13 protein-coding genes, 3 tRNA genes and 5 rRNA genes (1 of these 21 only partly in view) are annotated in these 26,071 nt (G+C 48.1%); 7 read left to right on the top strand and 14 right to left on the bottom strand.

The annotated features are described in order from the left end of the window. Positions 1-6 precede the first annotated feature (6 nt). Genes CEQ48_RS18420 through CEQ48_RS18435 form a run of 4 tightly spaced genes read right to left on the bottom strand, consistent with a single transcriptional unit; the run spans position 7 to position 2,949 of the window. The gene (locus CEQ48_RS18420; protein WP_089072207.1) at positions 7-1,419 is read right to left on the bottom strand and encodes a type II and III secretion system protein family protein; all 1,413 of its coding nucleotides are present in this window, start codon (positions 1,417-1,419) and stop codon (positions 7-9) included. A gap of 2 nt (positions 1,420-1,421) precedes the next feature. Beyond that, entirely contained in the window at positions 1,422-2,306 is an 885-nt protein-coding gene (cpaB, locus tag CEQ48_RS18425; protein WP_089072208.1) for a Flp pilus assembly protein CpaB, read from the bottom strand. A 12-nt stretch (positions 2,307-2,318) separates the two neighbouring features. Beyond that, positions 2,319-2,738 (bottom strand): A24 family peptidase, encoded by a 420-nt coding sequence (locus tag CEQ48_RS18430; RefSeq protein WP_232477870.1) that lies wholly within the window; start codon positions 2,736-2,738, stop codon positions 2,319-2,321. A 10-nt stretch (positions 2,739-2,748) separates the two neighbouring features. Continuing rightward, positions 2,749-2,949: a Flp family type IVb pilin gene (locus CEQ48_RS18435; protein WP_089072395.1), complete on the bottom strand. Its 201-nt coding sequence runs from the start codon at positions 2,947-2,949 to the stop codon at positions 2,749-2,751. A 208-nt stretch (positions 2,950-3,157) separates the two neighbouring features. Between CEQ48_RS18435 and CEQ48_RS18440 the strand changes: the two genes are divergently transcribed. Both CEQ48_RS18440 and CEQ48_RS18445 read left to right on the top strand, forming a co-directional pair. Continuing rightward, positions 3,158-6,763 (top strand): Lcl domain-containing protein, encoded by a 3,606-nt coding sequence (locus tag CEQ48_RS18440; protein ID WP_089072209.1) that lies wholly within the window; start codon positions 3,158-3,160, stop codon positions 6,761-6,763. A 12-nt stretch (positions 6,764-6,775) separates the two neighbouring features. Continuing rightward, entirely contained in the window at positions 6,776-7,480 is a 705-nt protein-coding gene (locus CEQ48_RS18445; protein ID WP_089072210.1) for a DUF1566 domain-containing protein, read from the top strand. Between the two features lie 67 nt (positions 7,481-7,547). Here CEQ48_RS18445 and rep read toward each other — a convergent pair whose 3' ends face one another. Beyond that, positions 7,548-9,563, bottom strand: coding sequence for a DNA helicase Rep (gene rep / locus CEQ48_RS18450; RefSeq protein ID WP_000773967.1), 2,016 nt, complete (start codon positions 9,561-9,563; stop codon positions 7,548-7,550). Positions 9,564-9,723: 160 nt separating this feature from the next. Between rep and vexR the strand changes: the two genes are divergently transcribed. The 4 genes from vexR (at position 9,724) to ubiK (ending at position 14,919) form a co-directional block, all read left to right on the top strand. Further along, positions 9,724-10,305 (top strand): TetR family transcriptional regulator VexR, encoded by a 582-nt coding sequence (gene vexR, locus CEQ48_RS18455; RefSeq protein WP_181712750.1) that lies wholly within the window; start codon positions 9,724-9,726, stop codon positions 10,303-10,305. A gap of 18 nt (positions 10,306-10,323) precedes the next feature. Further along, the gene (gene vexA, locus CEQ48_RS18460; RefSeq protein ID WP_089072212.1) at positions 10,324-11,430 is read left to right on the top strand and encodes a multidrug efflux RND transporter periplasmic adaptor subunit VexA; all 1,107 of its coding nucleotides are present in this window, start codon (positions 10,324-10,326) and stop codon (positions 11,428-11,430) included. A gap of 11 nt (positions 11,431-11,441) precedes the next feature. Further along, on the top strand, positions 11,442-14,552 hold the full coding sequence (gene vexB / locus CEQ48_RS18465; RefSeq protein WP_089072213.1) for a multidrug efflux RND transporter permease subunit VexB: 3,111 nt from the start codon (positions 11,442-11,444) through the stop codon (positions 14,550-14,552). A 115-nt stretch (positions 14,553-14,667) separates the two neighbouring features. After that, the gene (ubiK, locus tag CEQ48_RS18470) at positions 14,668-14,919 is read left to right on the top strand and encodes a ubiquinone biosynthesis accessory factor UbiK (protein ID WP_000458935.1); all 252 of its coding nucleotides are present in this window, start codon (positions 14,668-14,670) and stop codon (positions 14,917-14,919) included. Positions 14,920-15,057: 138 nt separating this feature from the next. On the opposite strand, the gene ilvC is transcribed toward ubiK, so the two are convergent. After that, entirely contained in the window at positions 15,058-16,542 is a 1,485-nt protein-coding gene (gene ilvC / locus CEQ48_RS18475; RefSeq protein ID WP_089072214.1) for a ketol-acid reductoisomerase, read from the bottom strand. 137 nt (positions 16,543-16,679) lie between these two features. Between ilvC and ilvY the strand changes: the two genes are divergently transcribed. Beyond that, positions 16,680-17,576 (top strand): HTH-type transcriptional activator IlvY, encoded by an 897-nt coding sequence (ilvY, locus tag CEQ48_RS18480; protein WP_089072215.1) that lies wholly within the window; start codon positions 16,680-16,682, stop codon positions 17,574-17,576. A gap of 110 nt (positions 17,577-17,686) precedes the next feature. Here ilvY and CEQ48_RS18485 read toward each other — a convergent pair. The 8 genes from CEQ48_RS18485 to CEQ48_RS18520 form a co-directional block, all read right to left on the bottom strand. Beyond that, positions 17,687-17,777 (bottom strand) — tRNA-Ser (locus CEQ48_RS18485). A gap of 47 nt (positions 17,778-17,824) precedes the next feature. Next, positions 17,825-17,940 (bottom strand): 5S ribosomal RNA (rrf, locus tag CEQ48_RS18490). Between the two features lie 91 nt (positions 17,941-18,031). Then, positions 18,032-20,918: ribosomal RNA gene (locus tag CEQ48_RS18495) — 23S ribosomal RNA — on the bottom strand. Between the two features lie 288 nt (positions 20,919-21,206). Continuing rightward, positions 21,207-21,282 (bottom strand) — tRNA-Ala (locus CEQ48_RS18500). An 8-nt stretch (positions 21,283-21,290) separates the two neighbouring features. Next, positions 21,291-21,367 (bottom strand) — tRNA-Ile (locus CEQ48_RS18505). A gap of 62 nt (positions 21,368-21,429) precedes the next feature. Beyond that, positions 21,430-22,972 (bottom strand): 16S ribosomal RNA (locus CEQ48_RS18510). A gap of 359 nt (positions 22,973-23,331) precedes the next feature. Continuing rightward, a 5S ribosomal RNA gene (rrf, locus tag CEQ48_RS18515) occupies positions 23,332-23,447 on the bottom strand. A 129-nt stretch (positions 23,448-23,576) separates the two neighbouring features. Beyond that, a 23S ribosomal RNA gene (locus CEQ48_RS18520) occupies positions 23,577-26,071 on the bottom strand; it runs 392 nt beyond the window's last position. Together the 16S, 23S and 5S rRNA genes with 3 tRNA genes alongside form the textbook arrangement of a ribosomal RNA operon.

A 26,071-nucleotide genomic window follows, 5' to 3' on the forward strand; every position in this document is an offset into this window, starting at 1 on the left:
TCATCCTTAGTAGTTGTAGCCGTAATGACCAAAAAGACGCGTGCTTTCATCGTGCGTTTCTCCCATTTTGTGCAGGAACAAACGCTCAAAACGGCTGGCTGGACGATAACGGTCAAGCGGTGTGGTTAATTCTGCAGGGTCACTGCTCGGCTCCACTAAGCGAGCGGTGGCAATAATCACCAATTCACTCTCTGAATTTTTAAAGCTATTGGTACTAAAGAAAGGCGCTAAGATAGGGATCTCGCCCAAAAAGGGTAAGGCTTCCACTTTATGATCTTGATAGGTACGCACTAAACCCGCCAAAGCAAAACTCTGCCCGTCGGCAAGCTCAATCGTCGTTGTGGCGCGGCGAGTCTCGATACCCGGCACTTCAACCCCACCGATCGACACACTATTTTCACGACTCAATGTGGAGACTTCCGGTGCAACCGTGAGGCTGATCTGGCGATTGCTCAATACGGTTGGGGTGACTTCAAGCGCAATACCAAATTTTTTAAATTCGATACTTACCCCATCATCACCATTATCCACTGGAAATGGGAATTCGCCCCCCGACATAAAGGTCGCCGCTTCGCCGGACTTAGCCGTTAAATTCGGCTCCGCTAATACGTTGACCAGACTATTTTCAACCAAGGCATCAATAATGACGTTCAAACCATGCTGACCGTTGCCGGAAGGTAAGGTATTGGTCGGGAATTTATTACCCGGAGTGGCACCTAATGCGGTTTGTAACGTGTCCCAAGTCCCCCAACGCATGTTACCGATAGAACTCCAACGTAAACCAAGCTGTTCACTGGTGGCGCGTTCCATCTCGACAATGCGTATCGAAATATTTACCTGCGCACTACCTTGAGTCTTCAGTTGGTTCACGACAAATTTGTAGTCACCGATACCACCACCCGGTTTCGCTGCTCCAGAATCCCGCCCTCCGCTGCTCGCTGTATTCGCAGGCATATCTAACGTCTGCTGTTCAGGCTTTTGTAAACCACGAGCAAAACCAGAAGCCATACTCAATACTTCATGAGCTTGGAGAGGATTGGCCACTTCCCCCATGACCACAATCGCCCCTTTACTGTAGGCAAAACGAATCTTTGCCTCTGGGAACGCGTGCTGCACGGCTCGCTCCAATTCAGAGAGATCGGCATCCACGTTCAATTTGTAATGAGCCAAGGTTTGCGCATTTTCACCCATTATCAAGAGATCAGTGCTGCCAATATCTTTACCAGACACCATCACATGACGTGAGGATGGCGCATGCACCACTACTACCTTAGGATCACTCACAAACACATCTTGAATATCACCATCGACAGTGATGATCTGATTTTGGTTCACATGCAAAACCAATGGCGATGCAGCAAAGGCATACCAAGGTAGCAAGCACACCATCAATACTGAGAATTTGTTGAATAGTTTCATAATTAATTCGCTGCTTTAGGTTGTCTATCGCGCTCGGTTTCACCATCGAAAATACGCACAGTGTTTCGGGGGATACTTCCTGGATTAAAGCTTTCAGACACTTGCTCATCCCACAGTACTGCCCCCTCTTCCATCTCTGCCAAATCAGCCTCAAATTGGCTACGTAAGATGAGCGAAAGCACCCCTAAACGCTGAGCCAATAAGAGATGTTTAGCGTCAGAAGGAGAAACCTCGAAAGTGACTCGGACAGGTTCATAACTGTTTGGGTTTCCGACATTTTCTACGGGTTGTTTCGCGATAAATTCAGTGACCACTGCTCCAATCGCCAGTAAGCGAACCCCTTCAAGAACGGTGGTTGCGGCATATTTAGGAGTGCTGCCTGATTCCGCATAACTTTCGTTGGTTAGCACGACATCAACCCAGTTACCCGGACGCAGTAAGCCATGGCTCACACCTGCTTGCGTCAACTCAAGGGTCACAGCGCGTTTTCCGGGGGCTAACATTGCGGAGACGTAATGGCTCTGCTCTGGGCGGATAATGTCGTTAACATTCAGCAACTGTGCTTCGTGTTGATGGCGTGTAATTAAACTGCCTTCTAACGCATCCAACTGACTGAAATTTTCTAGGAAGAGATCATTGAGGGATGCATCATGTTCAGATCCCAACTCTACCCAATGAAAATCTTGCGCACGCAACAAAGCCCCCGCTTGAACAGGATACTTAGCCGCAAGCGCACGCGGAGTGGCAGCTTTCTCTGACACAGAGGGAGGTGCTGTTGGTTTGGAGACTAAAGGTGAAGTTGAAGGGCGCGAGTTCTGCATCCAAGCAATACCCAAGATGGCGATCAATAATCCACCGCCTAATAACACTAAAACTAACTTTTTCATGTTTAATTTAGACTACATATAATGAAGGGTGGCGAAAGCAGCACCACAAATTGCCACAGCATAAGGCACAGTCTTGACTGGGCGTTTGCTAGAGAAACCTGTTTGCACGGTCCAGTTATGAATCCAACACATCACACTTAACACACCACCAAATAGAGCGGTTATGAAAATCAATGATGCCCATTGGTCACCTGCACCATAAGCACATACCGCAAGCAACTTGCTGTCGCCCGCACCTAATAACCGAAAATGAAAAGCCAACATTCCAAGACTTAACACGACCCCACAAATCAGCAAATTTCCCTGACCAAACGGGGTGACGGCTCCAACAACCACTGCGAATAGAATGACCGCAATATTGGGCACTTTACGCTGTTGCAAGTCACTCAACGCCATCCAACTGAGCAATAGCACGGTGATAATTTGCAACAAAAAATAATTACTATTCGCCACTACCACCCATGTTCATCCCATCGATAATAGATTGAAACTTCTCTTTTAAGGCATTGATAAATAAACCATCAGAACCAAATATTGCCAAAATTCCTGCGGCTAAACCTGCGGCCAAAATGCCATACTCAATCGCTGTTGCACCCTGCTCATCACGTAAGTAAGCCTTAACAAACCGAACAAAACTATTCACGATAAAAATCCCCAACTACTAAACCATTTGATTTTGATAAGTTTGATAATTATTATCAATTACAAAGTGAAAATCAATATCAATTAGGTAATAACTTCTACCAATTAGAAACAAACCAGACACATAGATCGAAATATAGAGAATTATCAGGATTTAGTTCTTTGTTTATGAAAATTTAAGCTTTTAATTTGAACATCAAGGATGCTTCATGTTGTTTAACAGAATATTAATCTCCATGGCGGTAGCTTTACCGCTCATCGCATGTAGTGATCAACCAGGGAAGGAGAGCAATTCGCCTCCAGCAGCAGATACAACCGCACCTTCTTTGCCACCCGCAACAGGCAGTGGTACTGCATCTGGTGGTACTACAGGCTCTGGTGGCACGGCGGGAGGCTCCCCAACCACACCCGATCCCCTCACTCCACCTATCGCTACTGGACCGAGCAGCTTTACTTTGTCTGGGCCTGTGGTTGGCAGCCAAAAGAACGATACTTATCTGTTTAAAATTTGCTCGGGTAATGTGTGTGACCGCTGGCAAAGCACCGTAGAAAATGGCGTATTCGAATACACCTTCGAGCTATCTCAATGGCCACTGGATAAAAGTGTGCTCATTGAGGGGAATAAATTGGATGCATCAGCACGCACCAACACAAACCCAGAAATCAATAACAAAGCCAACTCTTACTTTAAAACTGAGCTGGATAGCTTAGCTAACTTACAAAAATGGGATGGCAACAAAGATGGCGTGCTCAATGAGAAGGAAGTCGCCAAGCTTTCTTTCGATTCAGTCACTATGGCTTACCAAACCGTGGCCAGTTATCTACTCGCCAATCAGCTTAAGCATCACGCCGAAAAGCCTTACGACGAGAAGCACCAAGCCATACGTAACTATCTATTGGAAAATAGCCTCAACACCTTAGTGATCCCTACTGAGGAACAACTGCAAAAGTTTAAAGATCACGTTGATGGACTGAAGTTAGGACCGAAAAATAAATTCCATGGCGAGTACACGATGCCGCTAACCACTGAACAATGGGCCGCCTTAGGCGGTAAAGCGGAAACCGCGATTGAACAACAGGTTATTCGGCTTAACACCGCACAAATGAAAACTTTGTATGAAGGCGACAGCAACCGAGAAGCGACTGGCAAACAGTTTCGCTTAACAGTACAACAAAGCGCACTAATTAAAGGTGAGCTGGTCTATAACCAACAATTGGTTCTGGAATTGTCAGCCTTGTACAATCTACTGGCTGTTCAACCACCGATTGAATTAACCTTGGACTATTGGGAAAGCAGACAAGTTACCGATCAAATTAAAGCCCTCAACCCAGGTGATGGCGAGGCAACTCACTTTGAAGGTACTTACAATGTCCCGCTTAATGCCGCCCATTTAAATCAACTGGGGCTCTATGATGTCCCATCGGGTAAAAATGTAAGCTTAGTGGTCAATGCCAGTACCATGCGTGATGTTTATAAAACCTCGCAATTAGACATTCAGCAGAAAAAAACGGGGTTTTATCGTTTCGTACTTTCCCCTATTTTGTGGCCAACGGCAGACAAAAACCTACACAGCATCGGGATAAATGTACTCCAAAAATTAAGTGCTAATCCCTCACGCGCATTATGGCGACACTACCGAGACAGCATTGTCACCGAGGCAACACCAGTAAAGGTCTATACTGAGCTTGAGCACGATTTTAATGCCGACTTACAGCAAGAATATCGCTTTTTACACAAAGTGAATGAGTTGGTCATGGCCAACCATAAACACCCTTTAAAGCCATCCATACTCGGTTTGGCACCAGAAAAATACCTGCGTTTCAGTGGCCGTTTCCCGCCAGAGCTACAATCCGCCTCTCTCCAGATTATTTTGGGTAGCCGACCGACCCCAAAACCAGGCGAGCATTATGATAATGGCCGTTATCCGGAACGCCACAATCCGGTACCTCTATTGGCCAATGATGGCGAAAGAAAAACCACATTAGACTTAAAAGGGCAAAATGGGTTTGTGGTGAAAATCGCCCTGCGCGACATTGATAACCACTTCACACTCTGCAGGCCCGGCAGACCTTATGAAGGGCAATACAAGTACGAATACACGGCTGATGAGATGCAAGATCAGTTGACCGTACATATTGTGGATGAAAAAACGGGGACAGAGCTGCGATCAGTACTTGGATCTTTCTGCGAACTGGCTCAGTTGGATAAAAAAGTCGGCAATGGGAATGACATTCTTGAGATCAGTGAATTAGAACGCTTAAATGTAGGCTATGTCAGTACGGCGCAGAGTGTGCTGTTAATGAAAATGTCACTGAGCAAATATGGCACAAACAACTATTTGCACCCTTGGCGACATGAACAGTTGGTTGCGATGTATCGTGATATGCCACGCAAACAAGTTGAACTATTAGCCGCTGTCGTCGCCCTGCAAGCCAAAGGCACTCTACTGGGCAATAAGATCAATTTGGTTGAACGTGCCACGTTCTACGAAGATTTACTCGCTTTAGCGGGTATGAACATCTACGGTCAGCATGGGAGACTATCAACCAATAACCTTTTGCCAAGCCTAGAGGCAATACAAAACAACCTAAACGCCAAAGTATCGATTGGGGCAATTTTGCTCAGTAAGCTAGATGTGAATATTTCTCATATTATTCAAGAAATCACTTCATTACTCAGCACCTCCACGGTAGACAGCTACTACTTCAAAAATGTACGCCCAGGCAGTTGGGTGACGGTTTACCCTGTCAGTTCACTCGACCCAATCTGTCAGGTTAAATACAATGAAAATCAGCTGTTTGGGATTGGTATTGCTGGTAAAGGAAAAGATTCTCAAGGCGATTGGATGACCGTGCGTTGGGATAGGCAGATTGGGGCCACTAATTACATCATAGGTTGGCAAACCACCCCATTCAGTGACATCAACAGTGCAGCAAATAAAATCACCACCCAAAAACTTTACGCTACCTTGCCAGCTCTTGAGGCTAAGGGTACTTACTATATTCGTATTCAGAGTGATGTCGGAGAAGTGAGTGAAACCTTAGAATATCGACCTCATCGCACTTTCCTCGCCGACTCGCGGGTCACTCAGGGCATAGTCGGGGATGATAGCACTCGTGGGCGAGATAGCGATCCTTCGTGCGATCCTCTCAGCGGTAAAGCTAAAAACAGTAACAGTGATGGCTTCCTCGGCGCTCGCTATATCAAACTTGACGCCAAAGGCTTACCTCTCAGAAGGCAAGATTTAACCTATAAGCAGCAATCATTCCAATGCGTGTTGGATGCTCAAAGTGGTTTAGTTTGGGAAACCAAACGCGCACGTAAAGAGAATCAACCCTACTCGATTCATGATGATGACAACATGTACGCCATGGCCGTTCCCGAAACCGCTGGTGAGTTTACCGCTTCTTGCGTCTTGCCAGAACTGAACATCTCCTCTTCCGATCCCGCGCAATGCAATGTGGCCAACCAAGTGAAATGGGTCAACCAAGCCAAATTGTGTGGACTGAATAACTGGCGAGTCCCAACCATGCACGAACTCTACACCTTGCTAGACTTTGGCAAAAATCATCACATGTATATGGATACCCGTTATTTCCCGCTAACACGCCTACCTACAACTTCAACCCTTGGCACGGTCTGGAACATAATAAGACAAGGCTATACTCATGGCTTTTGGAGCACGAACCAAAGCCTAGATCAAAAGAAAAATGGTGTATTCATCCCGATTTGGGGTGAACTCCAACAACGCGATATCCATGAACCCCATCTCTTGATGTTAGTCAGTGATGGCTTTAAAACCGAGCAACAATAAGGGGGAATCACCATGAATTACTCATTAACACTAATGGCTTTGCTCATCGCTCCCACTTGTCTCGCTCAACAACCACAAGTGTGCTTACCCAATACGGATTTAAATCCCAACCAGCGTTTTAGTCATGCCATCCTCAATACGGATATGGGGGACTACAAGGTGGTGAATGATGAAGCTACCGGATTACAGTGGAGCTATTGCTTGGTCGGGCAAACATTAAATGCCGATCAGATCAACTGTGATGGTCAGCCAGTCGTGCCTTATGATGTCACGCCGGTTGAACAATATAAACCCAACATTCGTGCAAAAGTGCTTGATGCACTCTTTAGCGAGAAGCAAAAACTCGGTTCAGAGGGTGCCAGTTGGCGTTTACCTAATACCCAAGAGTTATTGAGTATTTACAACGACCGCTGTTATCCAAATACCTATCCGGCCTTTCATTTCTCTTTTGGGCTTACTGAGGAAGAGATCAGCCAATTGGCTAACATCAAAGTTGATTGGAAACTACCCGATGCCGAAATAAATGCTCTGTCTGCTGAGCTTGAGCGTGGCAGTGCTTACCAAACGATGAATTTGACTACAGACTCGGTACTGCAAGGGTATGACTATTACTACTATACCGTTCCTTTTAAAGAGCTTAGCTCGCCAATAAAAATGAATAGTAACAAAAATCCGGGCATGTTACGTCTGGTGAGAACCATTCCCACAGAACCTTAAACTCGACGCACAAAGGCTTTTCCCCCTAACCCAACGGTTAGGGGGAAACCTAAGCAATTCAGGACAATTATTTTTTAAACATCGCTCTTAAATTAGCGATATGCGCTTGGCCTTTGGCCATTCGCTCTTCCTGAGTAACGGGCTTTTTCTTCACTTCCCACTCAATATCCTCTTGCGGTAGCTCATCAAGAAAACGGCTTTGGGTGGGTTTAATCAGCTCTCCAAACTGGCGGCGCTCTTTACACACCATAAAGGTCAGTTCACGCTGCGCGCGAGTGATGCCGACATACATTAAGCGCCGCTCTTCCTCGACATTCTCTTCATCAATGCTGGTTTGATGCGGCAAAATACCCTCTTCAGCGCCAATCAAATACACGTACGGAAACTCTAAACCTTTTGAAGCGTGCAGTGTCATCAGTTGTACCGCATCACTGTCATCGTTCTCTTCGCCACGCTCCATCATGTCGCGCAGAGTTAAACGCTGTACCACCTCTTTTAGAGTTTTCTCTTGCTGATCGGGATTATCGCCTTCCAAATCGGCCACGATCCATGAATAGAGATCGGAGACGTTTTTCATGCGCATTTCGGCCGCTTTCGGACTGGCGGAAGTCTCATACAGCCAATCTTCGTAACGAATATCACGCACTAATGCGCGCACCGCTTCCACCGTGTTACCACGCTCAGCATTATCGGCAATCGCCACCAACCACTCAGTGAAGCGGCGTAAGTTATCAAGCCCTCGCCCGCTCAAATGCTGCTCTAAACCGAGCTCAAAACTGGCGGTAAATAGGCTTTTACCACGCATATTGGCGTAACTGCCTAACTTTTCGAGCGTTGCTGGGCCGATTTCGCGCTTCGGCGTATTCACAATGCGTAAAAATGCGTTGTCATCATCAGGGTTCACCAGCACTCGTAGGTAAGCCATGATGTCTTTGATCTCTGCGCGCGCAAAAAACGAAGTGCCGCCGGAAAGTTTGTACGGCACACGGTTTTGAGTCAGCGATTTTTCAATCAGTCGCGACTGATGATTGCCGCGATAGAGAATCGCGTAATCCCGGTACTCAGTTCGATTCAGAAACTTATGGGCGATAATTTCTGCGGTCACTCGTTCTGCTTCATGGTCTTCATTATTGGCCAGAATGACCTTGAGCTTTTCCCCTTCCGCTAACTCAGAAAAGAGCGCTTTTTGGTAAACGTGAGGGTTATTGGCAATTAAGATGTTCGCCGCGCGCAAAATGCGACTGGTCGAGCGGTAGTTTTGTTCGAGCTTAATCAGCTTTAAACTCGGAAAATCTTCCCCAAGTAACACCAAGTTTTGTGGTTTTGCACCGCGCCATGAATAAATGGATTGGTCATCATCCCCAACCACAGTCAAGCGCCCACGCTCACCCACTAAGAGTTTGACCAACTCATATTGGCTGGTGTTGGTATCTTGATATTCGTCCACCAGCAGATAGCGAATCCGATTTTGCCAGCGTTGACGTACTTCTTCATTACTGCGTAGCAGTAACACTGGCAGTAAGATCAAATCATCGAAATCGAGTGCGTTGTAAGACTGCATCTGTTTTTGGTAAAGCTCAAAGCAGTGTGCAAAAAGCTGCTGCTGTTCCCCTTTCGCCATTGCCTTGGCTTGCGGCGGAGTCAGCATGTCATTTTTCCAGTTGGAAATGGTGCTCAGTAGCAAGCGCAGCAGATCTTTATCGCCGTCGAGCTGCTTTTCGGTCAGTTCTTTAAGTAGCGCGAGCTGATCTTGGTCGTCAAACAGTGAAAAACCCGCTTTAAGGCCCAAAGCTTTAAACTCACGGCGAATGATGTTTAAGCCAAGAGTATGGAAGGTCGACACCATTAAGCCGCGCGACTCACCTTTACCGAGTGTTTGAGCTACGCGCTCTTTCATCTCACGCGCCGCTTTATTAGTAAACGTAACCGCAGCAATATTGCGTGCTTTATAGCCACATTGCTGAACCAAATAGGCAATTTTATTGGTGATGACGCGTGTTTTGCCCGAACCCGCCCCCGCCAATACCAGACAGGGTCCGGAGACGTACTTGACCGCTTCATCTTGTCTTGGGTTCAGCTTCATAGCGCTCTCAATCCTCTTTATTTAGCCGCCAATAATAATCCGCTCACCGAGGATTACCAACAAAGAAACTGCCTTTACAAAAATTTACTGCACAAGTGTATTGCAAAATAGGGGGTATTAGCCGCTATAATGAACAACCGTTCATTTGCAGAGAAATGTGATGTCTGAAATAGTGTACGGCGATAAACAGCTCCAAATCCTTATCGCGGCTGAAAAACTGATTGCAGAACAGGGTTTCCAAGGACTCTCGATGCATAAAGTAGCAAAAGCAGCGAATATAGCGACTGGAACGATTTATCGTTACTTCCACGATAAAGATCATCTCTTGATTGAAGTGCGTTTGCACGTTAGTCAAAAAATCGCCGAAGCCGTACAAGCTAATCTGAGAGATGACATGTCTTTGCAAGAACGTTTCCGTACTATGTGGCTGAATATTTGGACGTTGGCTGGCTCTTGTCGTGACATTATCAGCAATCGAGTGCAGTATGAGTCATTACCAACAACAACTTGTTGCAATGTAAGGGAACTAGAGCAAAAAATGTTTGCCAAAGTCGAACTGTTGTTCGATCAAGGAAAGCAGCAGGGAATTTTCAAACCTCTCGATAACCATCTTCTTTCTGCGTTGAGTTTTGAAACAACCGTCACTCTTGCTCGTCAATACGCTTTAGGTTTTTATCAACTGGATGATTCAACTCTCGATACAATGATTCAAGCCAGTTGGGATGCAATTACTCAACACTAATTTGGAGTTCGCACCAGAATGAAAAAGTGGACATTTTTTATGTTGCTTATCGCGATCCTGCTGTTTGGCAGCGTGATAGGTTTCAATCTTTTCAAACAACAAAAAATTGCCGAGTATCTCGCCAGTCGCCCAGAACCAGAATTTCCGGTCACAGTGGTGACCGCCAATCCGGTTGATTGGGTACCCGTGATTGAAGCGATCGGTTTTATTGAACCGAATCAAGGTGTGACGCTAACGACCGAAACGGCAGGGGTGATTGACCAAATTACGTTTGAATCGGGCACGCAAGTAGCAAAAGACCAACCTCTAGTGCTACTGGATTCAGCGGTAGAACGAGCCAATTTAAAAAGCACTGAAGCGCGCCTGCCTGCAGCGAAAGCCAAATATGAACGCTACAAGGGTCTGTTCGCTAAAGGTTCTATCTCTAAAGAGTCTTATGATGAAGCAGAAGCGAGCTACTATGCGCTCTCCGCTGATATTGAAAGCCTAAAAGCCACCATTGCTCGCCGTGAAATCAAAGCACCTTTTGCTGGTGTGATCGGTATTCGTAATGTGTTCTTAGGTCAATATTTGCAGCCGGGTACAGACATTGTGCGCTTGGAAGATACCAGCGTAATGCGTCTGCGTTTTACTGTGCCACAAAGAGATATTTCGCGGATTTCACTGGACCAAGAAGTCGATATTTTTGTCGATGCTTATCCACAGACCTCATTCAAAGGCTCCATCTCTGCGATTGAACCTGCAGTGAGCGTACAAAGCGGCCTGATCCAAGTGCAAGCGGATATTCCAAATAGTGATGGCAAACTGCGTAGCGGCATGTTCGCGCGTGCCAACATCATTCTGCCTAAGCTGGAAAATCAAGTCACTCTGCCACAAACCGCGATTACTTATACCCTCTACGGTGACAATGTTTACATTGTGAGCGAAGAAAATGGTGAGAAGCGCGTCCAGCAACATGTGGTAAAAGTCGGTGAGCGCTCTGAATCTATTGCTCACATTCTGGAAGGCGTAAAACCGGGCGATGTGGTCGTCACTACAGGTCAAGTACGTCTGAGTAACGGTGCTAAGGTTCGTATTGTTGAAAGCGATGCAACTACACCACCAGCAGAAACCCCAATGCTGTAAGCGGAGGCATCATGCGCTTTACTGATGTTTTTATAAAACGTCCAGTTTTAGCGGTATCGATCAGCTTTTTGATTGTGTTGCTTGGTCTACAAGCCATTTTCAAAATGCAGGTGCGTGAATACCCTGAAATGACCAACACCGTAATTACGGTGAGCACCGGCTATTACGGTGCCAGTGCCGATTTGATCCAAGGCTTTATCACTCAACCCTTGGAACAAGCGGTAGCACAAGCAGATAACATTGATTATATGACTTCACAGTCCGTGTTGGGTCGCTCGACCATCACAGTGACCATGAAGCTGAACACGGATCCGAACGCCGCATTATCTGACGTTCTGGCTAAGACCAACTCGGTTCGATCGCAATTGCCTAAAGAAGCGGAAGATCCCACCGTCACCATGTCGACAGGTTCAACCACTGCGGTTCTGTATATTGGTTTCACCAGTAATGAATTGGCATCAAGCCAAATCACCGATTACCTAGAGCGCGTGGTCAATCCACAGCTTTACGCAGTCAATGGTGTTTCGAGCATCGATCTGTACGGCGGTTTGAAATACGCGCTCCGTGTATGGCTCGATCCGGCCAAAATGGCGGCACTTAACCTCTCCGCGGCTGATGTGATGAGCATTCTTAATGCCAACAACTATCAGTCGGCTACTGGTCAAGCGATTGGTGAATTCGTTCTCTACAACGGCAGTGCCGATACCCAAGTCTCCACCGTGGAAGAGTTGGAAAATCTGGTCGTAAAAGCCGAGAAAGGAAACGTAACTCGCCTTGGTGATATCGCGAAAGTCACCTTGGCGAAGAGCCATGATACCTATCGTGCTAGCGCCAATGGCCGTGAAGCTGTGGTTGCTGCCATCAACGCGGCGCCAAGTGCCAACCCAATCAACATAGCCAAAGATGTGCTTGAGATGCTGCCTGAGCTGCAGAAAAACATGCCAAGCAACATTGAAATGAACGTGTTGTATGACTCAACGGTTGCGATCAATGAATCTATTCACGAGGTTATCAAAACCATCATCGAAGCGGCGTTAATCGTTCTCGTGGTCATCACTCTGTTCTTGGGTTCACTGCGTGCCGTACTCATCCCAATTGTCACTATCCCGCTTTCACTGATTGGTGTCGCGATGGTGATGCAGATGATGGGCTTCTCTTGGAACCTAATGACACTACTGGCGATGGTTCTGGCGATCGGTCTTGTGGTTGACGATGCGATCGTGGTTCTAGAGAACGTTGACCGCCATATCAAAGAAGGGGAATCCCCTTTCCGCGCAGCGATCATTGGTACACGTGAGATTGCCATCCCTGTTATTGCGATGACTCTGACTTTGGGTGCAGTCTATGCGCCGATTGCCTTGATGGGTGGTATTACAGGCTCACTGTTTAAAGAGTTTGCACTCACACTGGCAGGTTCCGTTTTTGTATCCGGTATTGTTGCATTGACTCTGTCACCGATGATGTGTTCAAAGATGCTCAAAGCCAATGAAGTGCCGAACAAATTTGAACTGAAAGTGCACCATTTACTGGATCGTATGACGGCACGCTATGAACGCATGCTGACCGCGGTGATGGCTCATCGCCCTGTGGTTATTGCCTTTGCGTTTATCGTATTTGCAAGTTTACCGATGCTGTTTAAGTTCATTCCCAGTGAGCTTGCACCATCGGAAGATAAAGGGGTCGTCATGTTGATGGGTACTGGTCCATCGAATGCTAACCTCGATTATCTGGCGAATACGATGGATGATGTGAATAAAATTCTATCAGATCAACCAGAAGTTCAGTTCGCTCAGGTGTTTACCGGTGTACCTAGCTCAAATCAGGCGTTTGGTATTGCGTCAATGGTGCCATGGAGTCAGCGTGAAGCAAGCCAAGCGGAAGTGACTAACCGTGTGGGCACTTTGGTACAAGAGATCCCTGGTATGGCGGTAACCGCCTTCCAAATGCCAGAACTCCCTGGTGCTGGTTCAGGTCTACCAATCCAGTTTGTGATCACCACGCCAAACAGCTTTGAAAGCCTGTTTACGATCGCCACCGATGTACTGACCGAAGTCAAAACCAATCCGATGTTCGTCTATTCGGATCTGGATCTCAACTTCGATTCTGCAACGATGAAGATCAATATCGATAAAGATAAAGCCGGTGCCTACGGTGTGACCATGCAAGATATTGGTATCACGCTCAGCACCATGATGGCCGATGGTTATGTCAACCGTATCGACCTCAACGGCCGCTCTTACGAAGTGATCCCGCAAGTGGAACGTAAATGGCGTCTCAACCCTGAATCGATGAACAGCTACTACGTTCGCGCGGCAGATGGCAAAGTGATCCCACTAGGCAGCCTAGTTACGATTGATGTGGTTGCAGAGCCTCGCTCGCTCCCCCACTTCAACCAGCTCAACTCCGCCACCGTAGGTGCGGTGCCAGCACCGGGCACGGCTATGGGGGATGCAATCAACTGGTTTGAGAATTTGGCTAGCAGCAAACTGCCTAAAGGCTATAGCCATGATTACATGGGTGAAGCTCGTCAGTATGTGACCGAAGGTAGTGCGCTGTACGCCACATTTGGCCTAGCGCTGGCGATCATCTTCTTGGTGTTGGCGATTCAGTTTGAATCTCTCAAAGATCCATTGGTTATTATGGTTTCTGTACCATTGGCGATTTGTGGTGCCTTGATCGCACTGGCGTGGGGTACGGCAACCATGAACATCTACTCGCAGGTTGGTTTGATCACTCTCGTCGGTCTTATAACCAAGCACGGTATTTTGATTTGTGAAGTGGCTAAAGAAGAGCAGCTACACAACAAACTCAGCCGAATCGATGCCGTCATGCATGCAGCGAAAGTGCGTTTACGCCCAATCCTGATGACCACTGCCGCGATGATCGCAGGCCTGATCCCGCTGATGTACGCCACCGGGGCAGGGGCTGCACAGCGCTTCAGTATCGGTATTGTTATCGTCTCTGGTCTGGCGATTGGTACCCTGTTTACTCTGTTTGTATTACCAGTAATTTACAGCTACCTTGCAGAGAAACACAAACCACTGCCGGTGTTTGTTGAGGATAAAGATCTGGAGAAGTTGGCACGCATAGATGAAGCCAAAGCGGCTCATCGTCAACTGTAATCCAATATTCAGTCTCATCACAAAAGGCCATTTCGATGGCCTTTTTTATTATCCAATCTAACGACATCCCTAGCTGAATTGCATAGAATGTTGGCAACTTAACAGGAGAATTACTATGTTTGATGCCAAAAAACTCGAGCAGATCGCCAAGCAAATCCATGAAGCCATGCCACAACCCGTCAAAGAACTGGGTGCTGATGTAGAACAGAAAGTGCGTCAGGTCATTCAAGGCCAACTGAACAAACTGGATGTGGTCAGCCGCGAAGAGTTTGATGTGCAAACTCAAGTGCTGTTACGCACTCGCCAAAAGCTTACTGAGTTAGAGCAGAAAATGGCTGAGCTTGAAGCCAAATTAGCGGATAAATAAGCGCTGGATTCACACAGCAAACACGTAAGTATTGAATAGCTTAGAACCCAATAAAGAAAGGCTTAGTCATGAGACTAAGCCTTCTTGGTTTTTATTATATTGTGTTGTTGTGTTTGCTTTGGAAAATCAATTTAGGGATTAATCACCCACCGCGATACGCTTCATGTCTTTCATATAGCCGCGCAGCTCTTCACCAATGTATTCCACTGGATGATTGCGGATGATGCTGTTTACTTCGATCAGTGTGGCGTTATCGACTTGATTAGAGACCACACCCAAACCTTTACCAATCACATCAGTGCCTACATTCGGCATGAACTTTTCACGCAGCAGCGGTACCGCCACGTTGGCAAACAGGTAGTTACCGTACTCTGCGGTGTCAGAGATTACCACGTTCATTTCATACAGACGCTTACGCGCTACCGTATTGGCAATCAGTGGGAGTTCATGCAGTGATTCATAATAAGCCGACTCATCGATGATGCCTGATGCGGTCATCGCTTCAAACGCCAACTCAACCCCAGCACGCACCATTGCAATCATCAAAATACCGTTATCAAAGTATTCTTGCTCAGCAATTTTTACGTCGGTTGTTGGGTAGTTCTCAAAGGCAGTTTCAGCAGTTTCTGCACGCCAGCCGAACAAGTCTTTATCATCATTCGCCCAGTCCGCCATCATGGTGCTAGAGAAGTGGCCAGAAATGATGTCATCCATATGCTTGTTGTACAGCGGGCGCATCAGAGCTTTCAACTCTTCAGACAGCTCAAACGCTTTAATTTTTGCAGGGTTAGACAGGCGATCCATCATATGAGTAATACCGCCAAACTTGAGTGCTTCGGTAATGGTTTCCCAACCAAATTGCAAAAGCTTGCCCGCATAACCAGGGTCGATGCCATCAGCAACCATTTTCTCGTAACAAACGATAGAGCCCGCTTGCAGCATACCGCAGAGAATGGTTTGCTCACCCATCAAGTCAGATTTCACTTCCGCCACAAAAGAAGAAGCTAAACAGCCCGCACGATGACCACCCGTTGCCGCAGCCCACGCTTTAGCAATTTCCCAACCTTCACCTTGCGGATCGTTTTCAGGGTGTACCGCGATCAGAGTAGGAACGCCAAAACCACGCTTATACTCTTCACGAACTTCCGTACCCGGACATTTTGGTGCCACCATCACAACCGTGATGTCTTTACGGATCTGCATGCCCTCTTCAACGATATTAAAACCGTGTGAGTAACCCAAGGCAGCACCTTGCTTCATCAGAGGCATCACCGCATTGACCACACTGGTGTGCTGCTTATCTGGCGTCAAGTTAATCACCAAATCTGCGGTTGGGATGAGTTGTTCATAACTACCCACGTTGAAGCCATTATTCTTGGCATTCTTAAATGACTGACGCTGTTCATCAATCGCAGCCTGACGTAGAGCGTAAGAAACATCCAAACCTGAATCACGCATATTGAGGCCTTGGTTTAGGCCTTGAGCCCCACAGCCCACGATCACCACTTTCTTACCTTTTAGGTAGTCAGCTTCGGTTGCAAACTCTTCACGCGCCATAAAACGGCAACGACCAAGTTGATCCAACTGTTCACGCAGATTCAGCGTATTGAAATAATTCGCCATGAGGGTGCTCCTTAATAAGTGATTCCGTTAAGTCGGTGCGATATGACCGAATAAACTCATACTAAGCCAGAGACAAAATTGCGCAAAGTGATATATTCACAACTAGTTATTGCAACAAATGCAACATAGGAACTTTTGTGAACATCAAAACTCTGCAGCTATTCATGCATCTATGTGACTGCAAAAATTTCAGTAAAACCGCTTCTGCAATGCATCTCAGCCCTTCCGCACTCAGTCGGCAGATACAGAAGCTGGAGCAAGATTTAGGTCACACACTTTTTCTGCGCGACAACCGCAGTGTTGAACTCACTCCCGCAGCCCACCAATTACTGCCCGTTGCGGCACGCATCATTCACGACTGGCGACAATTCACTACCGAACTCAACGATCACAGCCAAGAACTGCGAGGAGAGATAAAGCTATTCTGCTCTGTTACGGCCAGTTATAGCCACTTACCTGAGCTTCTCAGCTCGTTTCGCCTCAAACATCCTTATATCGAATTTAAACTGCTAACAGGCGATCCGGCACAAGCGATCGATAAAATCCTGCACGATGACGCAGATATAGCGATTTCTGCGATGCCTGAACAACTGCCAAGCCGCATTGAATTCGCCACAATCAGTGAGATCCCTCTTTCCGTCATCGCACCACTTGGGATCAGCAGCTTTATGGATGAGCTACAAAAAGAGCAGCCTGATTGGAATGAAATACCCTTTATTGTTCCGGAGTCGGGAACCGCGCGCGATAGAGCCAATACCTGGTTTAAGCAGATGAAGATAAAACCCAATATCTATGCTCAGATCGCAGGACATGAAGCGATTGTTAGCTTGGTGGCTCTTGGATGTGGAGTAGGGATTGCTCCGGATGTGGTTATCAATAACAGCCCTGTGCGTGACAAGATCCAGCGCTTAAGCGTCACCCCCATCAAACCCTTTATGCTCGGTGTTTGCTGCAAGCGTTCACAGTTAGATAATCCGCTTGTCCAAGCACTGTGGCGGGTCGTTTCGGCAAAGAAAAGTGTTGTTGATAAATAAAGAACTTTAGAAGAATAGGTTATCGGTACTGTATCGATAACCTAGATATTGAAAATCAAAATGACAGAATGCAAAAAAGCCGCTGAGTTATCAGCGGCCTTTCTTAATAGTGGCGGAGAGATAGGGATTTGAACCCTAGGATAGCTATTAACCATCGCCGGTTTTCAAGACCGGTGCTTTCAACCACTCAGCCATCTCTCCGCAAATTGTGTGCTAATAGCGTGGTGACACTATCAGCGAGATTAAAAGCCTGGCGATGTTCTACTCTCACATGGGGAGACCCCACACTACCATCGACGCTGTTTCGTTTCACTTCTGAGTTCGGGATGGGATCAGGTGGGTCCAAAACGCTATGGTCGCCAAGCAAAATTTTAAAATCTGGAAAGCTGTTTTCGTTCTCAACACATTCTTATGCGCTTAACTTTGAGTCCACTACAAAACCCCTTGGGTGTTGTATGGTTAAGCCTCACGGGCAATTAGTACAGGTTAGCTCAACGCCTCACAACGCTTACACACCCTGCCTATCAACGTTCTAGTCTCGAACAACCCTTTAGGACGGTTAAACCGTCAGGGAAGACTCATCTCAGGGCTCGCTTCGCGCTTAGATGCTTTCAGCGCTTATCAATTCCGAACTTAGCTACCGGGCAATGCGTCTGGCGACACAACCCGAACACCAGAGGTTCGTCCACTCCGGTCCTCTCGTACTAGGAGCAGCCCCCTTCAATCTTCCAACGCCCACGGCAGATAGGGACCGAACTGTCTCACGACGTTCTAAACCCAGCTCGCGTACCACTTTAAATGGCGAACAGCCATACCCTTGGGACCGACTTCAGCCCCAGGATGTGATGAGCCGACATCGAGGTGCCAAACACCGCCGTCGATATGAACTCTTGGGCGGTATCAGCCTGTTATCCCCGGAGTACCTTTTATCCGTTGAGCGATGGCCCTTCCATACAGAACCACCGGATCACTATGACCTGCTTTCGCACCTGCTCGAACCGTCATTCTCGCAGTTAAGCGGGCTTATGCCATTGCACTAACCTCACGATGTCCAACCGTGATTAGCCCACCTTCGTGCTCCTCCGTTACTCTTTGGGAGGAGACCGCCCCAGTCAAACTACCCACCAGGCACTGTCCTCAACCCAGATAATGGGTCTAAGTTAGAACATCAAACATACAAGGGTGGTATTTCAAGGACGGCTCCAACGCAACTGGCGTCACGTCTTCATAGCCTCCCACCTATCCTACACATGTAGGTTCAATGTTCAGTGCCAAGCTGTAGTAAAGGTTCACGGGGTCTTTCCGTCTAGCCGCGGGTACACTGCATCTTCACAGCGATTTCAATTTCACTGAGTCTCGGGTGGAGACAGCGTGGCCATCATTACGCCATTCGTGCAGGTCGGAACTTACCCGACAAGGAATTTCGCTACCTTAGGACCGTTATAGTTACGGCCGCCGTTTACCGGGGCTTCGATCAAGAGCTTCGCTTACGCTAACCCCATCAATTAACCTTCCGGCACCGGGCAGGCGTCACACCGTATACGTCATCTTGCGATTTTGCACAGTGCTGTGTTTTTAATAAACAGTTGCAGCCACCTGGTATCTGCGACTCTCGTCAGCTCCATCCGCGAGGGACTTCACCATCAAGAGCGTACCTTCTCCCGAAGTTACGGTACCATTTTGCCTAGTTCCTTCACCCGAGTTCTCTCAAGCGCCTTGGTATTCTCTACCCGACCACCTGTGTCGGTTTGGGGTACGATTCCTGACTATCTGAAGCTTAGAGGCTTTTCCTGGAAGCATGGCATCAATGACTTCACTGCCGTAGCAGCTCGACGTCGTGTCTCAGCCTTAGAGAGAGCCGGATTTACCTAACTCTCAAGCCTACGCACTTGAACCAGGACAACCGTCGCCTGGCCCACCTAGCCTTCTCCGTCCCCCCATCGCAATAGTCAGAAGTACGGGAATATTAACCCGTTTCCCATCGATTACGCCTTTCGGCCTCACCTTAGGGGTCGACTCACCCTGCCCCGATTAACGTTGGACAGGAACCCTTGGTCTTCCGGCGGGGAGGTTTTTCACCCCCCTTGTCGTTACTCATGTCAGCATTCGCACTTCTGATACCTCCAGCAAACCTTACGATTCACCTTCAACGGCTTACAGAACGCTCCCCTACCCAATATCTAAAAGATATTGCCGCAGCTTCGGTGTATTGCTTAGCCCCGTTACATCTTCCGCGCAGGCCGACTCGACTAGTGAGCTATTACGCTTTCTTTAAATGATGGCTGCTTCTAAGCCAACATCCTAGCTGTCTGAGCCTTCCCACATCGTTTCCCACTTAGCAATACTTTGGGACCTTAGCTGGCGGTCTGGGTTGTTTCCCTCTCCACGACGGACGTTAGCACCCGCCGTGTGTCTCCCGGATAGTACTTACTGGTATTCGGAGTTTGCAAAGGGTTGGTAAGTCGGGATGACCCCCTAGCCTTAACAGTGCTCTACCCCCAGTAGTATTCGTCCGAGGCGCTACCTAAATAGCTTTCGGGGAGAACCAGCTATCTCCGAGTTTGATTGGCCTTTCACCCCTAGCCACAAGTCATCCGCTAATTTTTCAACATTAGTCGGTTCGGTCCTCCAGTTGATGTTACTCAACCTTCAACCTGCCCATGGCTAGATCACCCGGTTTCGGGTCTATATCCAGAGACTGAGCGCCCAGTTAAGACTCGCTTTCGCTACGGCTCCCCTATACGGTTAACCTTGCCACTGAATATAAGTCGCTGACCCATTATACAAAAGGTACGCAGTCACACCACGAAGGTGCTCCTACTGCTTGTACGTACACGGTTTCAGGTTCTATTTCACTCCCCTCACAGGGGTTCTTTTCGCCTTTCCCTCACGGTACTGGTTCACTATCGGTCAGTCAGGAGTATTTAGCCTTGGAGGATGGTCCCCCCATATTCAGACAGGATATCACGTGTCCCGCCCTACTCGATTTCACGCTCGATGAAGCGTCGGTTACGGGGCTATCACCCTGTATCGCCAAGCTTTCCAGCTTGTTCACCTACTTCACCGAGCGCTTAAGGGCTAATCCAGGTTCGCTCGCCGCTACTACCGGAATCTCGGTTGATTTCTTCTCCTCGGGGTACTTAGATGTTTCAGTTCCCCCGGTTTGCTCTGTTAACCTATGGATTCAGTTAACAGTAACTGCTTATGCAGTTGGGTTTCCCCATTCGGAAATCGCAGACTCAAACGGCTCTTACTGCCTTATCTGCGCTTATCGCAAGTTAGTACGTCCTTCATCGCCTCTGACTGCCCAGGCATCCACCGTGTACGCTTAGTCACTTAACCATACAACCCGAAGGAGTTTCGGGTTGTTGTTTAAACAACCTAAGTTGTCTCGCGTTTAATTTACATGAGTGCGAGACAGATTTTGCCGGACTCAAATTTTGAACAAGACCGAAGTCTTATTCGATACCAAGCACACTTGAATGTGTTGTTGGTGTTTATCTTTCGATAAACATTGAGAACTTTACAAACAACAATAATTTGTTGTTTTGTCAGCTTTCCAAATTGTTAAAGAGCAAGATTTTCTAATGAAAACCATTTTTAAACATTCTCAGCGAAAACGCTTAAAGATGGTGGAGTTATGCGGGATCGAACCGCAGACCTCCTGCGTGCAAGGCAGGCGCTCTCCCAGCTGAGCTATAACCCCATCGTTAGTGGTGGGTCTGAGTGGACTCGAACCACCGACCTTACGCTTATCAGGCGTACGCTCTAACCACCTGAGCTACAGACCCACTTAATGCTCAAATCTAAACCGAATCAATCTGTGTGGACACTCATCACGATAACCATCGTGTAAGGAGGTGATCCAGCGCCAGGTTCCCCTAGCGCTACCTTGTTACGACTTCACCCCAGTCATGAACCACAAAGTGGCAAGCGTCCTCCCGAAGGTTAAACTACCTGCTTCTTTTGCAGCCCACTCCCATGGTGTGACGGGCGGTGTGTACAAGGCCCGGGAACGTATTCACCGCAACATTCTGATTTGCGATTACTAGCGATTCCGACTTCATGGAGTCGAGTTGCAGACTCCAATCCGGACTACGACGTACTTTGTGAGATTCGCTCCACCTCGCGGTATCGCTGCCCTCTGTATACGCCATTGTAGCACGTGTGTAGCCCTACTCGTAAGGGCCATGATGACTTGACGTCGTCCCCACCTTCCTCCGGTTTATCACCGGCAGTCTCCCTGGAGTTCCCACCATTACGTGCTGGCAAACAAGGATAAGGGTTGCGCTCGTTGCGGGACTTAACCCAACATTTCACAACACGAGCTGACGACAGCCATGCAGCACCTGTCTCAGAGCTCCCGAAGGCACTCCAGCGTCTCCGCTAGATTCTCTGGATGTCAAGAGTAGGTAAGGTTCTTCGCGTTGCATCGAATTAAACCACATGCTCCACCGCTTGTGCGGGCCCCCGTCAATTCATTTGAGTTTTAATCTTGCGACCGTACTCCCCAGGCGGTCTACTTAACGCGTTAGCTCCGAAAGCCACGACTCTAGGTCACAACCTCCAAGTAGACATCGTTTACGGCGTGGACTACCAGGGTATCTAATCCTGTTTGCTCCCCACGCTTTCGCATCTGAGTGTCAGTATCTGTCCAGGGGGCCGCCTTCGCCACCGGTATTCCTTCAGATCTCTACGCATTTCACCGCTACACCTGAAATTCTACCCCCCTCTACAGTACTCTAGCTTGTCAGTTTCAAATGCGATTCCTAGGTTGAGCCCAGGGCTTTCACATCTGACTTAACAAACCACCTGCATGCGCTTTACGCCCAGTAATTCCGATTAACGCTTGCACCCTCCGTATTACCGCGGCTGCTGGCACGGAGTTAGCCGGTGCTTCTTCTGTAGGTAACGTCAAATGATTAAGGTATTAACTTAACCACCTTCCTCCCTACTGAAAGTACTTTACAACCCGAAGGCCTTCTTCATACACGCGGCATGGCTGCATCAGGCTTGCGCCCATTGTGCAATATTCCCCACTGCTGCCTCCCGTAGGAGTCTGGACCGTGTCTCAGTTCCAGTGTGGCTGATCATCCTCTCAGACCAGCTAGGGATCGTCGCCTTGGTGAGCCCTTACCTCACCAACTAGCTAATCCCACCTGGGCATATCCGGTAGCGCAAGGCCCGAAGGTCCCCTGCTTTGCTCTTGCGAGGTTATGCGGTATTAGCCATCGTTTCCAATGGTTATCCCCCTCTACCGGGCAATTTCCCAGGCATTACTCACCCGTCCGCCGCTCGCCACCCAAGGAACAAGTTCCTCTGTGCTGCCGCTCGACTTGCATGTGTTAGGCCTGCCGCCAGCGTTCAATCTGAGCCATGATCAAACTCTTCAATTAAAAGTTTTGTGAAGCTTTCGCTTCGGCTCAATGAATACTGATTACATTCTTTGCTTAATAAAAAGCGAAGTAATGTTGAATTGACTGTGCTGAATGATTGCTCATTCAAATGGTCACTCAGTTCATTGATAAATCTTTTTTGATTATCATCAACGAGTGCCCACACAGATTGATTGGTTTATATTGTTAAAGAGCTTGGCTTTCAGTACCTTAGCACGTCAGCGAGGTGCGTATAATACGCTTCCCACTTTGAAAGTCAACATAAAACTCTAAAATTTTTAGAACTTTATGGTGACTCGTCTATTGCTAGACCAGTCGGACTTTTTGTCTTCACTTTTAAAAAGTGAAAATAAATAGGAGCCTGGCGATGTTCTACTCTCACATGGGGAGACCCCACACTACCATCGACGCTGTTTCGTTTCACTTCTGAGTTCGGGATGGAATCAGGTGGGTCCAAAACGCTATGGTCGCCAAGCAAAATTCTGTTTTTGATTTCACTTTTTCTTAAAAAGTGATAACCAACAATTCTGGAAAGCTGTCTTCGTTCTCAACACATTCTTATGCGCTTAACTTTGAGTCCACTACAAAACCCCTTGGGTGTTGTATGGTTAAGCCTCACGGGCAATTAGTACAGGTTAGCTCAACGCCTCACAACGCTTACACACCCTGCCTATCAACGTTCTAGTCTCGAACAACCCTTTAGGACGGTTAAACCGTCAGGGAAGACTCATCTCAGGGCTCGCTTCGCGCTTAGATGCTTTCAGCGCTTATCAATTCCGAACTTAGCTACCGGGCAATGCGTCTGGCGACACAACCCGAACACCAGAGGTTCGTCCACTCCGGTCCTCTCGTACTAGGAGCAGCCCCCTTCAATCTTCCAACGCCCACGGCAGATAGGGACCGAACTGTCTCACGACGTTCTAAACCCAGCTCGCGTACCACTTTAAATGGCGAACAGCCATACCCTTGGGACCGACTTCAGCCCCAGGATGTGATGAGCCGACATCGAGGTGCCAAACACCGCCGTCGATATGAACTCTTGGGCGGTATCAGCCTGTTATCCCCGGAGTACCTTTTATCCGTTGAGCGATGGCCCTTCCATACAGAACCACCGGATCACTATGACCTGCTTTCGCACCTGCTCGAACCGTCATTCTCGCAGTTAAGCGGGCTTATGCCATTGCACTAACCTCACGATGTCCAACCGTGATTAGCCCACCTTCGTGCTCCTCCGTTACTCTTTGGGAGGAGACCGCCCCAGTCAAACTACCCACCAGGCACTGTCCTCAACCCAGATAATGGGTCTAAGTTAGAACATCAAACATACAAGGGTGGTATTTCAAGGACGGCTCCAACGCAACTAGCGTCACGTCTTCATAGCCTCCCACCTATCCTACACATGTAGGTTCAATGTTCAGTGCCAAGCTGTAGTAAAGGTTCACGGGGTCTTTCCGTCTAGCCGCGGGTACACTGCATCTTCACAGCGATTTCAATTTCACTGAGTCTCGGGTGGAGACAGCGTGGCCATCATTACGCCATTCGTGCAGGTCGGAACTTACCCGACAAGGAATTTCGCTACCTTAGGACCGTTATAGTTACGGCCGCCGTTTACCGGGGCTTCGATCAAGAGCTTCGCTTGCGCTAACCCCATCAATTAACCTTCCGGCACCGGGCAGGCGTCACACCGTATACGTCATCTTGCGATTTTGCACAGTGCTGTGTTTTTAATAAACAGTTGCAGCCACCTGGTATCTGCGACTCTCGTCAGCTCCATCCGCGAGGGACTTCACCATCAAGAGCGTACCTTCTCCCGAAGTTACGGTACCATTTTGCCTAGTTCCTTCACCCGAGTTCTCTCAAGCGCCTTGGTATTCTCTACCCGACCACCTGTGTCGGTTTGGGGTACGATTCCTGACTATCTGAAGCTTAGAGGCTTTTCCTGGAAGCATGGCATCAATGACTTCACTACCGTAGTAGCTCGACGTCGTGTCTCAGCCTTAGAGAGAGCCGGATTTACCTAACTCTCAAGCCTACGCACTTGAACCAGGACAACCGTCGCCTGGCCCACCTAGCCTTCTCCGTCCCCCCATCGCAATAGTCAGAAGTACGGGAATATTAACCCGTTTCCCATCGATTACGCCTTTCGGCCTCACCTTAGGGGTCGACTCACCCTGCCCCGATTAACGTTGGACAGGAACCCTTGGTCTTCCGGCGAGGAGGTTTTTCACCCCCTTTGTCGTTACTCATGTCAGCATTCGCACTTCTGATACCTCCAGCAAACCTTACGATTCACCTTCAACGGCTTACAGAACGCTCCCCTACCCAATATCTAAAAGATATTGCCGCAGCTTCGGTGTATTGCTTAGCCCCGTTACATCTTCCGCGCAGGCCGACTCGACTAGTGAGCTATTACGCTTTCTTTAAATGATGGCTGCTTCTAAGCCAACATCCTAGCTGTCTGAGCCTTCCCACATCGTTTCCCACTTAGCAATACTTTGGGACCTTAGCTGGCGGTCTGGGTTGTTTCCCTCTCCACGACGGACGTTAGCACCCGCCGTGTGTCTCCCGGATAGTACTTACTGGTATTCGGAGTTTGCAAAGGGTTGGTAAGTCGGGATGACCCCCTAGCCTTAACAGTGCTCTACCCCCAGTAGTATTCGTCCGAGGCGCTACCTAAATAGCTTTCGGGGAGAACCAGCTATCTCCGAGTTTGATTGGCCTTTCACCCCTAGCCACAAGTCATCCGCTAATTTTTCAACATTAGTCGGTTCGGTCCTCCAGTTGATGTTACTCAACCTTCAACCTGCCCATGGCTAGATCACCCGGTTTCGGGTCTATATCCAGAGACTGAGCGCCCAGTTAAGACTCGCTTTCGCTACGGCTCCCCTATACGGTTAACCTTGCCACTGAATATAAGTCGCTGACCCATTATACAAAAGGTACGCAGTCACACCACGAAGGTGCTCCTACTGCTTGTACGTACACGGTTTCAGGTTCTATTTCACTCCCCTCACAGGGGTTCTTTTCGCCTTTCCCTCACGGTACTGGTTCACTATCGGTCAGTCAGGAGTATTTAGCCTTGGAGGATGGTCCCCCCAT

Origin of the sequence: Vibrio tarriae, from assembly GCF_002216685.1 — a bacterium.
Taxonomy (GTDB): domain Bacteria; phylum Pseudomonadota; class Gammaproteobacteria; order Enterobacterales; family Vibrionaceae; genus Vibrio; species Vibrio tarriae.

Bases quoted from the DNA above. Each gene is read 5' to 3' on its own strand.
- CEQ48_RS18420 (WP_089072207.1), bottom strand. From the start codon at position 1,419: ATGAAACTATTCAACAAATTCTCAGTATTGATGGTGTGCTTGCTACCT.
- cpaB (WP_089072208.1), bottom strand. From the start codon at position 2,306: ATGAAAAAGTTAGTTTTAGTGTTATTAGGCGGTGGATTATTGATCGCC.
- CEQ48_RS18440 (WP_089072209.1), top strand. From the start codon at position 3,158: ATGTTGTTTAACAGAATATTAATCTCCATGGCGGTAGCTTTACCGCTC.
- CEQ48_RS18445 (WP_089072210.1), top strand. From the start codon at position 6,776: ATGAATTACTCATTAACACTAATGGCTTTGCTCATCGCTCCCACTTGT.
- rep (WP_000773967.1), bottom strand. From the start codon at position 9,563: ATGAAGCTGAACCCAAGACAAGATGAAGCGGTCAAGTACGTCTCCGGA.
- vexR (WP_181712750.1), top strand. From the start codon at position 9,724: ATGTCTGAAATAGTGTACGGCGATAAACAGCTCCAAATCCTTATCGCG.
- vexA (WP_089072212.1), top strand. From the start codon at position 10,324: ATGAAAAAGTGGACATTTTTTATGTTGCTTATCGCGATCCTGCTGTTT.
- vexB (WP_089072213.1), top strand. From the start codon at position 11,442: ATGCGCTTTACTGATGTTTTTATAAAACGTCCAGTTTTAGCGGTATCG.
- ubiK (WP_000458935.1), top strand. From the start codon at position 14,668: ATGTTTGATGCCAAAAAACTCGAGCAGATCGCCAAGCAAATCCATGAA.
- ilvC (WP_089072214.1), bottom strand. From the start codon at position 16,542: ATGGCGAATTATTTCAATACGCTGAATCTGCGTGAACAGTTGGATCAA.